General features: G+C 65.1%; 12 protein-coding genes. 7 read left to right on the top strand and 5 right to left on the bottom strand.

The window, feature by feature from the left end; all coding sequences use genetic code 11:
* Window positions 1-193: 193 nt before the first annotated feature.
* The 5 genes from DDZ17_RS02300 to DDZ17_RS02280 all read right to left on the bottom strand — a co-directional run bounded on the left by DDZ17_RS02300 (window position 194) and on the right by DDZ17_RS02280 (window position 5,416).
* A complete protein-coding gene (locus DDZ17_RS02300; protein WP_116364325.1) occupies window positions 194-691 on the bottom strand; it encodes a nuclear transport factor 2 family protein in 498 nt (165 codons plus the stop codon).
* 268 nt (window positions 692-959) lie between these two features.
* Window positions 960-2,192, bottom strand: a complete 1,233-nt coding sequence (locus DDZ17_RS02295) for an MFS transporter (protein ID WP_206613411.1) — start codon at window positions 2,190-2,192, stop codon at window positions 960-962.
* A gap of 5 nt (window positions 2,193-2,197) precedes the next feature.
* Window positions 2,198-3,058: an S-formylglutathione hydrolase gene (gene fghA, locus DDZ17_RS02290; protein ID WP_116364324.1), complete on the bottom strand. Its 861-nt coding sequence runs from the start codon at window positions 3,056-3,058 to the stop codon at window positions 2,198-2,200.
* A gap of 7 nt (window positions 3,059-3,065) precedes the next feature.
* Window positions 3,066-4,172, bottom strand: a complete 1,107-nt coding sequence (locus tag DDZ17_RS02285; RefSeq protein WP_116364323.1) for an S-(hydroxymethyl)glutathione dehydrogenase/class III alcohol dehydrogenase — start codon at window positions 4,170-4,172, stop codon at window positions 3,066-3,068.
* A gap of 62 nt (window positions 4,173-4,234) precedes the next feature.
* Entirely contained in the window at window positions 4,235-5,416 is a 1,182-nt protein-coding gene (locus DDZ17_RS02280; protein WP_206613410.1) for a PA0069 family radical SAM protein, read from the bottom strand.
* 65 nt (window positions 5,417-5,481) lie between these two features.
* On the opposite strand from DDZ17_RS02280, the gene DDZ17_RS02275 reads away from it, so the two are divergent.
* From DDZ17_RS02275 to ppk1, 7 genes are all read left to right on the top strand, one after another.
* Window positions 5,482-6,363: an alpha/beta fold hydrolase gene (locus tag DDZ17_RS02275; RefSeq protein WP_116364322.1), complete on the top strand. Its 882-nt coding sequence runs from the start codon at window positions 5,482-5,484 to the stop codon at window positions 6,361-6,363.
* The gene (locus DDZ17_RS02270; RefSeq protein WP_116364321.1) at window positions 6,363-7,592 is read left to right on the top strand and encodes a nucleoside recognition domain-containing protein; all 1,230 of its coding nucleotides are present in this window, start codon (window positions 6,363-6,365) and stop codon (window positions 7,590-7,592) included. Before DDZ17_RS02275 ends, DDZ17_RS02270 begins: the two co-directional genes overlap by 1 nt.
* A 105-nt stretch (window positions 7,593-7,697) precedes the next feature.
* Window positions 7,698-8,720: an AraC family transcriptional regulator gene (locus tag DDZ17_RS02265; RefSeq protein ID WP_116364320.1), complete on the top strand. Its 1,023-nt coding sequence runs from the start codon at window positions 7,698-7,700 to the stop codon at window positions 8,718-8,720.
* 201 nt (window positions 8,721-8,921) lie between these two features.
* Window positions 8,922-9,791, top strand: coding sequence for a universal stress protein (locus DDZ17_RS02260; protein ID WP_116364319.1), 870 nt, complete (start codon window positions 8,922-8,924; stop codon window positions 9,789-9,791).
* A 405-nt stretch (window positions 9,792-10,196) separates the two neighbouring features.
* Window positions 10,197-10,601, top strand: a complete 405-nt coding sequence (locus DDZ17_RS02255) for a hypothetical protein (RefSeq protein WP_116364318.1) — start codon at window positions 10,197-10,199, stop codon at window positions 10,599-10,601.
* A 103-nt stretch (window positions 10,602-10,704) separates the two neighbouring features.
* Window positions 10,705-10,929 carry a hypothetical protein gene (locus DDZ17_RS02250; RefSeq protein WP_116364317.1) on the top strand — a complete coding sequence of 75 codons (225 nt, stop codon included), beginning with the start codon at window positions 10,705-10,707 and terminating at the stop codon, window positions 10,927-10,929.
* A 150-nt stretch (window positions 10,930-11,079) separates the two neighbouring features.
* Complete coding sequence (ppk1, locus tag DDZ17_RS02245) at window positions 11,080-13,227, top strand: polyphosphate kinase 1 (protein WP_116364316.1); 2,148 nt, start codon at window positions 11,080-11,082, stop codon at window positions 13,225-13,227.
* Window positions 13,228-13,256: the final 29 nt, after the last annotated feature.

Genomic DNA, 13,256 nt, shown 5'->3' with positions numbered 1-13,256 from the left:
CCTGTTGCAGGGCACACAACAACAGGGAGCTCCCCCGGGAGAGTGGGGAATGCAGGTAGGGATAACAATGGCTGTGTGGGTGGATGTGCCCGGCTGGGCGCTTCACTATCTGCCGGCACAGGAACACTGGCAGCTCACCTGGCAGTGGCTGGAACTCAGCCTCCGCCTGGTGTGCTACTGAGCCTCGCCGGGTTCAGCCCGGCATGGCGTTGCCGGCGTAGGTCACCACATCCGCGTCGCCGGAGAAGTCGCGCATCTGTACCCAGTGGGGCTTGAAGTGGCTGCGCACAATGCGCCACTGGCCGTCGATGCGCTGGTAGGCATCGCGGTACTGGCCCGCTAGCTGGAAGGCGGTTTTGTCGCGGGTATTCAGGCTGTGAAAATGCAGCCCCACGCGGCCTTCGGCGCTGTCCGGCCCGGTAAAGGTGATCACCGGGTTCTGGGCGTGGTGCAAATCCACGATGTGGTCGTGGCAGCCGAGTTCCTCGAACACCGCCACAAAATCTTCCCGCCGCTGAAACTGCCCGATATGGCCAAAGTTGATATCCACCTCACCCTCGGCAAAGCAGTCGAGCACCTCCGCCGGGCGCTTGGCGTCGCAGGCATCGAGATAGCGGTGCTTGAGTTCGAGGATGGCCTGGCGATCCTTCAGTTCGCGGATTTCAGCCTGCAGGGCCTGCAGTTCCGACATGGGCGGTCTCCTTGGTCATTGGTGTTAGTCATTGGTGCTAGTCATTGGTGATGGTCAATGGTGCCAGTCAATGCTATAGCCGATGGATGTTGATGAGCCGGGCTCAGTATGTGCGCGCGTGGGAGAGCACCGAATACACTGCCGCGCGCCCTCATTCACTGTAGGTGATTGCCGCGCCGGGCTCGACCGGCGCGGTTCAAGGGGTTGCCCCGCGGGTGAGCTTATCTGCCTGCGCCGGGCGTGGCCTGCCAGCGCAGTACGTGGTGGGTCAGCGGTTGCCGGGTTGGGGGCAGGTGACGATGTCGCCGCTGTGCGCATCCACATGCAGTTGCAGTCGCCGCCCGGCGAGCACGGCAAACAGGGCCGCGGCGCACAGGATGGTGACCAGCAGGGCGGTGATGCCATCCAGGCCCACCTGCCAGTCCAGCAGCAGGCCCACGGCAAAGGGGCCGAGGGCGGCAATGCAGTAGCCCAGGCCCTGGGCCATGCCCGAGAGCTGGCCGGCAATGTCCGGGGTGGCGCTGCGCAGCACCAGCAGGGTCAGGGCCAGGCTGAAGGTGCCGCCCTGGCCCAGCCCCAGCAGCACCATGGCACTCCAGCGCCACTGCGCCGGGCCCAGCAGGGCCAGCACCAGCCCGGCGCCGCTCAGGAATAACAGCCCCAGCAGGGCCGGGCGCTGGTCGCGCCCCAGGCGGGCCAGCCAGGGCGCCGCTAGGGCAGACCCCAGTTGCATCAGCACCGAAAAGCCCACCAACAGGCCGGCCTCCGCCTCGTTGATGCCGCGCTTTTGCAGCAGCACCGGCAGCCAGCCAAACACGATGTAGGCCATGGACGACTGGCTGCCCATCAGCAGCGTAACCTGCCAGGCCAGCGCATTGCGCCCAAGGCCTGGGTGCTTGACGCGCCGGCTGCCCGGCGCGCGCTGGGGCCAGGGGTGGGGGATCAGCAGCCGCCAGGCCACCAGCGCCAGCACGGCCGGCGCCGCCCAGAAGGCGATGGCCGGCACCCAGCCTCCCAGCCAGTTGGCCAGCGGCACACTGAGGCCAGCTCCCAGGGCGCCGCCCAGGCACAGGGCCATGGTGTACACCCCGGTGAGCAGGTCGGCGCGCTCGGGCATTTCGCGCTTCACCAGCACCGGCAGCAGCGTGCCGCCAATGCCAATGGCGGCGCCGGCCAGCACAGTGCCGCCAAACAGCGCCGGCAGCAGGTGCTGGGCGCGCAGCAACAGGGCCGCTCCCAGCAGGAGCAGGGCGCAGGACAGGGCGCGCTCGATGCCAAGGCGGTGGGCCAGGCGCGGCGCCAGGGGCGCAAACAGGCCCAGGCACAGCACCGGCACTGTGGTGAGGGCGCCCACCGCCGCCGGCGACAGCTGCAGGTCGCTCTGCAGGCGGGTCAGCAGGGGGGCCAGCGATGACAGGGCCGGGCGCAGGTTCAGTGCCACCAGCACCATCAGCAGCAGAAAGGCCGCCGGGCGCAGGCCGGAGGGGGCGGTACCGGACATAAGGCTCAGTCTTCAGCCAGGGACTGTTCCAGTGCCCGTGCGTGGAAGGCAATGTGGCTGCCGATGAAGCTGCTGATAAAAAAGTAGCTGTGGTCGTAGCCGCTCTGGCGGCGAATAGTGGCCTCGTAGCCGGTGGCCTGGCAGGCGGCCTCCAGCAGCGGGGTTTTCAATTGCTCTTCGAGGAAGTTGTCCGCCTCGCCCTGGTCCACCAGCAGCGGCAGTTGCAGGGCGCCGGCCTCAATCAGGGCGCAGGCGTCGTAGTTCTTCCAGCTCTCCCGATCCTCGCCCAGGTAGCGACCCAGGGCCTTTTCGCCCCAGGGGCACTGGCTGGGCGCCACGATGGGGGCGAAGGCCGATACCGACTGGTAGCGGGCGGGGTTGCGCAGGGCAATCACCAGGGCCCCGTGGCCACCCATGGAGTGGCCGAAGATGGAGGCGCGCCCGGTGTCTACCGCAAAGTGCTCTGCCAGCAGGATCGGCAGTTCCTCGGTGATGTAGTCGTACATGCGGTAGTGCCGGTCCCAGGGGGCTTCGGTGGCGTTCACGTAAAAGCCCGCGCCGTAGCCGAAGTCCCAGGCGCCCTCCGGGTCGTCGGGTACGTCATCGCCCCGGGGGCTGGTGTCCGGGGCGACAATGGCCACCCCGTGCTCGGCGGCGTAGCGCTGCGCGCCGGCCTTCTGCACAAAGTTTTCGTCGGTGCAGGTCAGCCCCGACAGCCAGTACAGCAGGGGTACCTCGCCGCCGCGCGCCGCCGGGGGCAGGTAGAGGGAGAAGTGCATGTCGCAGTCGAGGCTGTCGGCGCGGTGTTTCAGGCGCAGTTGCTCGCCCTCAAAGCAGCGCTGGCTGGCGATGGTTTCCACAGTCATTCCTTTTTCAGTACAACACAACCGAGCGGATACTCTCGCCCCGGTGCATCAGGTCGAAGCCCTGGTTGATGTCATCCAGCGACAGGGTGTGGGTGATCAGGTCATCGATGTTGATCTTGCCGTCCATGTACCAGTCCACAATGGTGGGCACATCGGTGCGCCCGCGGGCGCCACCGAAGGCCACGCCCTTCCAGGAGCGGCCGGTGACCAGTTGGAAGGGGCGGGTGCTGATCTCCTGGCCGGCGCCCGCCACGCCAATGATGTAGGACTCGCCCCAGCCCTTGTGGCAGCACTCCAGGGCCTGGCGCATGACGTTGACATTGCCGATGCACTCGAAGCTGTAATCAGCGCCGCCGCCGGTCAGGTCCTGGATGGCTTCCACCACGTTGTCCACTTCGCTGGGGTTGATGAAGTGGGTCATGCCAAACTGCTCCGCCAGCGCGCGCTTGCCGGGGTTGAGGTCTACCCCGATGATCTTGCCGGCGCCCACCATACGCGCGCCCTGGATCACATTCAGGCCGATGCCGCCAAGGCCAAACACCACCACATTGCTGCCCGGCTCCACCTTGGCGCTGTACACCACGGCGCCAATGCCGGTGGTAACGCCGCAGCCGATGTAGCAGATTTTGTCGAAGGGCGCGTCTTCGCGCACCTTGGCCAGGGCAATCTCGGGCAGCACCGTAAAGTTGGCGAAGGTGGAACAGCCCATGTAGTGCAGGATCGGCTTGCCATCCAGCGAAAAGCGGCTGCTGCCGTCGGGCATGACGCCCTGGCCCTGGGTTTCGCGAATGGCCTGGCACAGGTTGGTTTTGGGATGCAGGCAAAAGTTGCACTGCCGGCACTCGGGTGTGTACAGGGGGATAACGTGATCGCCGGGTTTGAGCGAGGTCACCCCGGCGCCCACTTCGCGCACAATGCCCGCGCCCTCGTGGCCGAGAATGGCGGGAAAGGCACCCTCGGGGTCGTCGCCGGAAAGGGTAAAGGCGTCTGTGTGGCAGATACCGGTGGCCATCATCTCCACCAGCACTTCGCCGGCGCGGGGGCCTTCCAGGTCAACGTCGACCACTTCCAGGGGGGTGCCAGCCTTAAAGGCAACGGCGGCGCGTGTTTTCATGCCGGGGACTCCATTGGGGAAAGCGCATGCCGGCGGCGCCAGGCGCGCCGGCCATTGGTGTTTCAGTCGAACAGTTCGCCCTGGGCGCTGCTATCGCTGGCGGGCCGGCGCGAAGCCGGCGCAACCTGCGGTGGCGTGAACAGGTCACAGCGCGCGGCGAAGGTTTCGCCCATGGTAAGGCCCAGCTTTTTGCAGGACAAGCGGAAGCGCTGCGACAGCAGCTCGGCGAACACACCGCTGCCGCGCATGCGGTGTCCGAAGCGGCTGTCGTTGTCGGCGCCGTCGCGGCACTGGCGCAGCAGGCTGATGACGTGACTGGCCCGCTGCGGGTAATGCTGGTGCAGCCACTCGAAGAACAGATCGCGCACCTCCAGCGGCAGGCGCAGCAGAATGTAGGCAGCGCGCTCGGCACCGGCCGCGCGGGCGGCTTCCAGCAGATGTTCCATTTCGCTGTCGTTGAGCGCGGGAATCACCGGTGCAAACAGCACATTCACCGGCACGCCGGCGGCGCTCAGTTCCGCCATCGCCCGCAGCCGCGCCCGGGCCGAGGGCGCGCGCGGTTCCAGCTGCCGCTTGAGGGTGTCATCCAGGGTGGTCAGGCTGACAGCGACAGAGGCCAGGCCCTCGGCGGCCATGTCGGCGAGAATATCGATGTCCCGGGTTACCAGCGCGCCCTTGGTGATAATGGCCACAGGGTGACGGCAGTCGCGCAGCACTTCCAGAATCTGCCGGGTAATGCGGTGCTCGCGCTCCACCGGCTGGTAGGGGTCGGTGTTGGCCCCCAGGGTAATGGTGGCGCAGCGATAGCCCGGGCGGGCCAGTTCCCGGCGCAGCTGCTCGGCGGCATTGGCCTTGTAGGTCAGCCGGGTTTCAAAATCCAGCCCCGGCGATAAGTCGAGGTAGGCGTGGGTGGGGCGGGCGTAGCAGTAAATACAGCCGTGCTCGCAGCCCTGGTAGGGGTTGATCGACTGGGCAAAGGGAATGTCCGGCGAGCGGTTGCGGGCAATGACACTGCGCGCCTGCACCGCGCGGCACTCGGTGACAGGGCTTGCGCCCTCGATGCCATCTTCGCCGGCGTCCCATTCGCTGTGGGTGGCGAGGTAGCGGGAGCTGTGGTTGCTGAGGGCCCCGCGGCCCTTGCGGGGCCGCAGCGCCCCGGGATGCTCGTTGGCCATGGCGATGGGGTAGTTGGCGGTCTGGTGCTGGATGGATATACAGTACACGCCCGGCTGGCGGCTTCGCAAGCTTTTGCCCGCGGCGACATTGCATTAGGCTGTCCGCTTTCTCAGGATCAGGAGTCAACCCGCGGATGAAAGACCGCCTGGAATCTTTTGGCGGCCGGGGCTCTACCCTGGTCTTTGCCCACGCCAACGGTTATCCCCCCGGCGCCTACCGCCAGCTGCTGGAGCCTTTGACCGCCCACTGCGAGGTGATTGGCTACCGCCACAGCCCCCTGTGGCAGGGGCGCCAGGCGCAGCCTGCGCCAGCGCGGGCCAACTGGCGCCAGTTTGCGGAGGATTTGGCCGATACCCTAACGGACAGAGCCGCCGGCGGTGCTGAGCCGGTGTGGATGATGGGACATTCGCTGGGGGCAGTGGTGTCGATGATGGCGGCGGTGAAGCGTCCGCAGCTGTTTCGCGGGCTTATCCTGCTGGACCCGGTGTTTTTACCCGCGCGGCAGGCCATTGGCATGGCCCTCACGCCGGACAGTGCCATGCGGCGGATGCCACTGGTACGCAAGACCCTGTTGCGCCCGAGCCGCTTCAGCGATGCCCAGGCGGCCTTTGATTTCCACCGCGCCAAGCGCCCCTTTGCCCGCATGAGTGACGAATCCCTGTGGGACTATGTGCGCGCGGGTACGCGGCCGGGCGACAGCGGCCAAAATGCGCTGCAAGACACCGGTGAGCCGGCGGGCCCCGGCGTGGAACTGGCCTGGTCGCCGGCCTGGGAGGCGGCGGTGTACGCTTCGGTCCCGCTGGTGTGGCCGCGCCTGCTGCGCCTGCGCCTGCCCACCCTGGGGCTACGCGGTGAGGCGTCGGATATTCTGAGCCCCGCCGCCTTGCGCCGCTGGCAGCGGCTGCAGCGCGGCGCCCAGCTCGAAACCTGCCCCGGCGGCCACCTGTTCCCCATCGAACACCCGGCGGCCACGGCGGCGCGGGTGGCCCGCTTCATCACTGAACAGGGCGGCTGATGCTGCACCGTATCTGGCTTGGCTTTTTCCTGCTGGCCTTTGCCAGTGCGCTCTACCAGTGGCTGGGGCAGGGCGATTCCGAGGTCTTCCAGCGCATGGTGTCGAGCTTGTTCGACATGGCCTCGCTGTCGGTAGAGCTGGCTATCGGGCTCATCGGCCTGATGGCACTGTGGCTGGGGGTGGTGGCGCTGGGCGAGGCCAGCGGCCTTGTCGACAAACTGGCGCGTCTGCTGTCGCCGCTGTTTCGCCGCCTGATGCCAGAGGTGCCGGCGGGGCACCCGGCCATTTCCTCCATGACCCTGAACCTGTCTGCCAATGTGCTGGGCCTGGACAACGCCGCCACGCCCCTTGGCATCAAGGCAATGAAGGACCTTCAGAGCCTGAACCCGACGCCGGCGGTGGCCAGCAACGCCCAGGTGCTGTTCCTGGTGCTCAACACTTCATCCGTCACCCTGTTCCCGGTGGCGGTGTTGCTGTACCGCGCCCAGATGGGAGCGGAGGACCCGGCGGCGGTCTTTTTGCCCATTCTGATTGCCACATCGTGCTCCACCCTGGCGGGCCTGCTGGTAACGGCCTGGGTGCAGAAGATCGACTTGCGCGACACCGTCGTGCTGGGCAGCCTCGGGCTGGCCTTTGCCAGCTTGCTGGCGCTGGTGGCGTGGCTGGGTACGCTGGGTGCCGACGAGTTGCAGCGCCAGTCCAGCCTGCTCAGCAACTTCCTGATCTTCAGCCTGATTGTGCTGTTTTTGCTGGCCGCCCACCGCAAGGCGGTGAACGTGTACGAGACCTTCATCGAAGGCGCCAAGCAGGGTTTTGAAACCGCCATCGGCATCATCCCCTACCTGCTGGCCATGCTGGTGGCCATTGGCTGCTTTCGCTCCAGCGGCGCCCTGGACTTGCTGATGGACGGCCTGCGCCAGGGGGTGGCGCTGTTTGGCTGGGACACCCGCTGGGTAGACGCCATGCCCACGGCACTGATGAAGCCCCTGTCCGGCTCCGGCGCCCGGGCCATGATGATCGACACCATGAACACCTTCGGGGTGGATTCCTTCCAGGGCCGGCTTGCGGCCACCATGCAGGGCTCCACCGAAACCACCTTCTATGTGCTGGCGGTGTACTTTGGCTCAGTGGGCATTCGCCACGCCCGTCATGCCCTGGCCTGTGGGCTGGTGGCAGATGCGGCGGGTATCAGCGCCGCCATCGCCGTGGCGTACTGGTTTTATACCTGAGCCCGTACCCCGTCCCTTGGCCCTGTTGCTCCGGCTGCGCCTGCGATAGTCTGGCAGGCACGGCAGGTTCGATGGCAGCACAACAACACGCACACGGATTGCGGCATGGTAGGGGACGCACAGCAGAACGCCTCGGTGATGGGGGCCTTCATTTTGCCGGTGGCGACGGCCCTGCGCCTGCGCGGGGAAGACCCGCTGCAGGTGATGGCCGACATCGGGCTGGATCCGGCGCGGGTGGCCAATCCGGAATGGCGCTTGCCCGAGGCGGACATGCAGCGGCTGTTGCAGCGCGGGGTCGCCCTCACTGGCGATGAGGCCTTCGGGCTGTTTGCCGCCCTGCAACTGCAGCCCCAGGTGCTGCGCAGCCTGGGCCTGGCCTGGCTCGCCAGCGACACCGTTTACGATGGCCTGCGCCGCATGATTCGCTTCAGTCAGCTGCTGACCACCGGGTCCGACCTCCGGCTTGAGGAAGATGAAGAGCTAGTGCGCCTTTACAGCCACCACGCGCTGGGGCTGGGGGATATGATTCCCTGTGCGGTGGACTTTGGGCTGGCGGTGATTGTGCGTATGTGCCGCCTGACCATGGGCGAATACTTGGCACCGGTGTCGGTGCAGATGGTGCGCCCGCCGCCGACTGACAGCCAGCGCTGGGAGTACCAGTTCGCCGCGCCGGTGAGTTTTGGTGAGTCGGAGAATTGCCTTAGCTGGTCGCGTTCGGACATCGAAGAGCCCCTGGTGACCGGCGACCCGGGGCTGGCGCGGGTCAACGATGAGCACAGCCAGGCCTATCTGGACAGTTTCTTCAACCACAGCACCAGCCGCGACGTGGTGGGCCGCATTATCGAGCGCCTGCCGGACGGGCCGCCCAGCCAGCGGCAGATTGCCGACGCCTTGCATCTCAGCAACCGCACCCTGCAGCGCAAGCTGAAGGAGGAGGGCACCAGCTTCATGGACCTGCTACAGGACACCCGCCTGCAACTGGCGCGCAAATACCTGCGCAGCCCCGGCCGCTCGGTGGTGGAGACTGCCTACCTGCTGGGCTTTTCCGAGCCCAGCACCTTCTCCCGCGCCTTCAAGCGCTGGACGGGCCAGGCTCCGGCACAGTACCGCGAGCAGAGCCACCACTGACGCTGACGCCGTGCTGCTGCTCGATGTGCTGGTGACCATGGCCGGCTGACGTAGCTGGCGCCGGGAATGGGTGTGTGGCCAGTGCCGCAAAATCTACCGCGCCGCGCTGGCCCCTGGCATCTAATCGCCCCGCGCCCTGTTCAGGCGGCCCCGCGGGTCACTATAATCCGGCGGGAATAAAACCGGATACGAGGCAATGCCATGGCAAAAATTCTGATTGTCGCCGACAACCGCAAACGCTGCGCCGCCACTTCCCGCGGGCTGGAGCTGGCCCGGCGACTGGGCTGCAAGGTGGAGGTGGTGGCCTTTGTGTGGACTTCCCTCAAGGCGCTGGATGTCAGCGCCGCCGAGCGCGCCGAATGTCGCCAGCGCCTGCTCAACGAGCGCGAGCAGGAAATGGAGACGCGCATCGCCAAACTGCGCCCCGAGGGGGTGCAGGTCAGCCTGAAGGTCATCTGGGACAAAGACCTGGTGGCCTGGGTCAACCGGCGCGTGGCCGGCGGCAAGTACCGCATGGTCGTCAAAACCGGGCGGCGCACCGAGAGCATGACCCATACCCCCAGCGACTGGCAGCTGCTGCGGGAGTGCCCGGCGCCGGTGCTGATTGTTGCCGACGACAAGTGGCAGCAGACCAAGCCGGTGCTGGCCGCTATCGACCTCGGCACCCGCAACAAAGACAAACTGCGCCTGAACCGGACGATTATCGAACAGGCCCGTGATGTGGCTGCAGCCCTCGGCGCCAGTCTCAAACTGGTGTGCGCCGTGGAAGTGTCGGCGCTACTGGCGGAGCTGGACTTGGTGGACCCCGCCACCCACGCCCGGCAGCAGAAGCAGGCCATGGCCCCGCGCGTGGCGGAGCTGGCCGAGGCCTACGGCCTGTCGCGCAGCGATTTTGTGATCAAGCGCGGGCCGGTGGCCAAGGTGATTACCAGTGAGGCGGCCCGTGTGCGGGCGCAGTTGGTGGTGATGGGTACAGTGGGGCGGCGCGGGGTCAAGGCGCGCCTGCTTGGCAACACGGCAGAGTCGGTGCTGGAGCTGCTCCACACCGATGTGCTGGCCCTCAAGCCCTGATAAAAAGCCCCGGCGCGGCGCGCCGGGCGCTTTTTTCGCACCACAACTTGCCATTTGCCAGAAGGGGGCTATGTTGAAATAAGCATGTGACTCCCCGTTGCATGCTACACGTCCCCTGGCCGATGTTTCCGCCCCGAAACATACGGCTGTTTTAGCCCGCCATCTCTTCCCGATTCGCGGGCTTTTTTCTTTTTTCCTCAAGCGTTTGCAGCCTCTTCCTGCAGTGGTTTTCAGCACTTTGGCAGCGCCATTTCCCGCCTTTTTGCACCCATGTTGACACTGTCGCAAATGGCCATGCTGTTGTCGCTGGCTGCCATGTGGTGCGTTCCGTCGGCGGCGTAGTCTGGGCACCGTGGTCAACGAACGAGGTTTCAACCTCGCAGACAGAACGGTAGGAGAAAGCCCATGCACGATCTGGTACTTCGCATCAGCGACCCTGACAAATGCTACGTGTTTGCCCGCAACGCCGAGCGCCAGGGCCACCCGGAACTGGCCCTGCAGGCCTACCGCCGGGCCGTCGATTTGCGCGCCGAAGGCTACGGCACCGACAGCGACCTGGAATTTGCCGCCGTGCGCGCCATTTACGCCTACGAAGAGGCACTTAGCTACCGCAAGGGCAAGCGCACCCGCGCCACCGGTACCTGGCAAATGGCCAACCGGCACGGTGTGGTAGAGGCGGTACAGAAGCGCCTCGGCTCTCGCGCGGGGGACGACCTGCAAGCGGTGCTCAAGGAACTGGGCATGGAGGATTACAGTTTTTCGGCGGTGCGCGCCGCCTACCCCGACGTGTTTACCCAAGCCGCGGCCTGAGCAACACCGCCACGGCTGTATGAGGGAGAAGTCCCTACCTTGGCCCGGCCATGTCCTAGACCAACCGGGCCCTTTTTCCCTTACCCATTCTGGAGATTGCACCATGAAGACCATCGCCCTGGACCACTGCCTGCAGCGCCATTCACCCCTGGTGACACTGCAGTTCGACGAGTTTGAGCTGATTACCCTGGTGGCGCTGGTGGAAGAGGGCCGCAAGGCACTGCACGCTGGCTTCGACGGCAGCGAACTGCACCAGCGCATGGACGCCATCGCCGGCGAATTCACCACAGTGCTCGGCCATCTCGAACTGGCGGCGGCCAACGCATGAATCCCCTGTAGGTATCAAACCCTACCTTTGCCCGGCCCAGCGCCGGGCTTTTTTTGTCCGTCACAAAACTGTCATACTCTTGCCACACAATGTTTCGCTTGGCGGAGCAATTCCGTTCCGCATCCATCCGTCACAGTGCTAAGGAGCGGTATGCCCAGCCCGATCAAGTTGCGCCTTGCGGAATCTCACCAGGAGTTGTTCATTCCCCGGGAGATGAGCTGGCTGCAGTTCAATGGCCGCGTGTTGCAGGAGGCGGCCGACACCACGGTGCCGGTGATCCAGCGCCTGCGCTACCTGGGTATTTTTTCCAACAATATGGATGAGTTCTTCCGGGTGCGGGTGGCCGAGGTGCGGCGCCTGATCTCGGTGAGCACCGGCAAGCCCCACCAGCAGGCGAAGGATTTGCTGGCCGCCATCCAAACCCGGGTAGTGGAGCAGCAAAAAGAGTTCGAGCGCGTCTATACCACGGTGCTCAAGGACCTGCGCAAGCGCCGCATCTATATGATCAACGAGCGCCAGTTGGATGCCGGCCAGGCGGCCTTTGTGCAGGACTACTTCACCCAGACCGTGCTGCCGGAACTGGAGCCGATTCTGCTGCGCCCGGAGCAGCCCATTCCCACCCTGAACGATGAGTCCATCTATCTGGCAATGGATATCCGCTCGGGCGAGGACTACAACTACGCGGTGGTGGAAGTGCCCACCGACCGCCTTGACCGCTTTGTGGAAATTCCCCGCCACAAGGGCAAGCAGGGCAAGGTGTTCATCGCCCTGGACAACGTGATTCGCGCCTGCCTGCCGCAGATGTTTCGCGGCGTGTTCCCGGTGGATGAGGCCGCCGCGTACTGTTTTAAATTCTCCCGCGATGCGGAGCTGGAGATCGACCCGGACATTACCGAAAGCCTGATTGAGAAAATGGCCAGCAGCCTCAAGCAGCGCCGCAAGGCCGATGCAGTGCGTTTCGTTTATGACGCCAAAATGCCCCCGCGCCTGCTGGAGTACCTCAATTCCCGCTTTGGCTTTGGCAAGTACGACAGCCTGATCCCCGGTGGCCGCTATCACAACTCCAAGGATTTTATCTCCTTCCCCAACGTGGGCCCCCGCTACCTGGAGTTCAAGCCGCAGCCGCCGGTGCGCATTCCACGCCTGGACGAACCGGGCAGCCTGTTTGACAGCATCCGCGAGAAGGATGTGTTCCTCTATTATCCCTACCACCCCTTCAACTACATTGTTGACCTGCTGAAGACAGCGGCCCTGGACCCCCAGGTCACCAGCATCAAGATCTGCCTGTACCGCGTGGCGCGCATATCGCGGGTGATCGACGCGCTGGTGAACGCGGTGCAGAACGGCAAGCGGGTGCTGGCGGTAGTGGAACTGGCCGCGCGCTTTGACGAAGCGGCCAACATTACCTGGGCCGAGCGGCTGACCGAGAACGGTATCGACGTTATGTTTGGCGTGCCGGGACTGAAGGTCCACAGCAAGCTGTTGCTGATTGAACGCAAAGAGGGTAACGGTACGCGCTACTACTCCCACGTAGGGACTGGTAACTTCAACGAAAAAACCGCGCGCCTGTATACCGACTTCACCCTGTTGACCTATGACCAGGAGATCGGCCGCGACATCTACAACGTGTTCGACTTTCTGCAGTACAACTACAAGCGCCCGGAATACCAGCACCTGCTGGTGTCACCGCACTCCACCCGCAGCGGCATCGAAACCCTGATTGATCAGGAAATCGCCAATGCCCGCAATGGCTACCGCGCGCTGATGATCCTCAAGTGCAACAACCTGGTGGACAACGCCCTGGTGGACAAACTCTACGAGGCCTCCGACGCCGGTGTGGAGATTCGCCTGCTGGTGCGCGGCATGTGTTCGCTGCGTCCGGGCATCCCCGGCATTTCCGAGAACATCAGCGCCATCAGCATTGTCGATCGCTACCTGGAGCACCCGCGGGCCTATGTGTTTTACAACCGCGGCAAGCCGCGCTACCTGATCGGCTCGGCCGACCTGATGACCCGCAACATCGACTACCGGGTGGAGGTGCTGTGTCCTGTGTACGACAGCGAAGCGCAGCAGATCATCCAGGACGTGCTGGACCAGCAGTGGCACGACAATGTCAAAGCGCGGGTGATCGACGCCGACCAGACCAACACCATGGTGAAGGGGCGCAAGAAGGCCGCGCAGATACGCTCCCAGGAGAGCATCCACCGCTACCTGGCCACCGGCAAATTGCCCCGTTACCCGCGTACCGACATCCGCAGCCCCGCCAAGCGTCGCCGCCATCAGGACCAGCACGATTAGCCGGTGGCCGATTAACCGATAGTCGATTA

Source organism: Parahaliea mediterranea (genome assembly GCF_003402235.1).
GTDB classification, from domain to species: Bacteria; Pseudomonadota; Gammaproteobacteria; order Pseudomonadales; family Halieaceae; genus Parahaliea; species Parahaliea mediterranea.
This window is presented reverse-complemented; position numbering and strand designations above follow the sequence as displayed.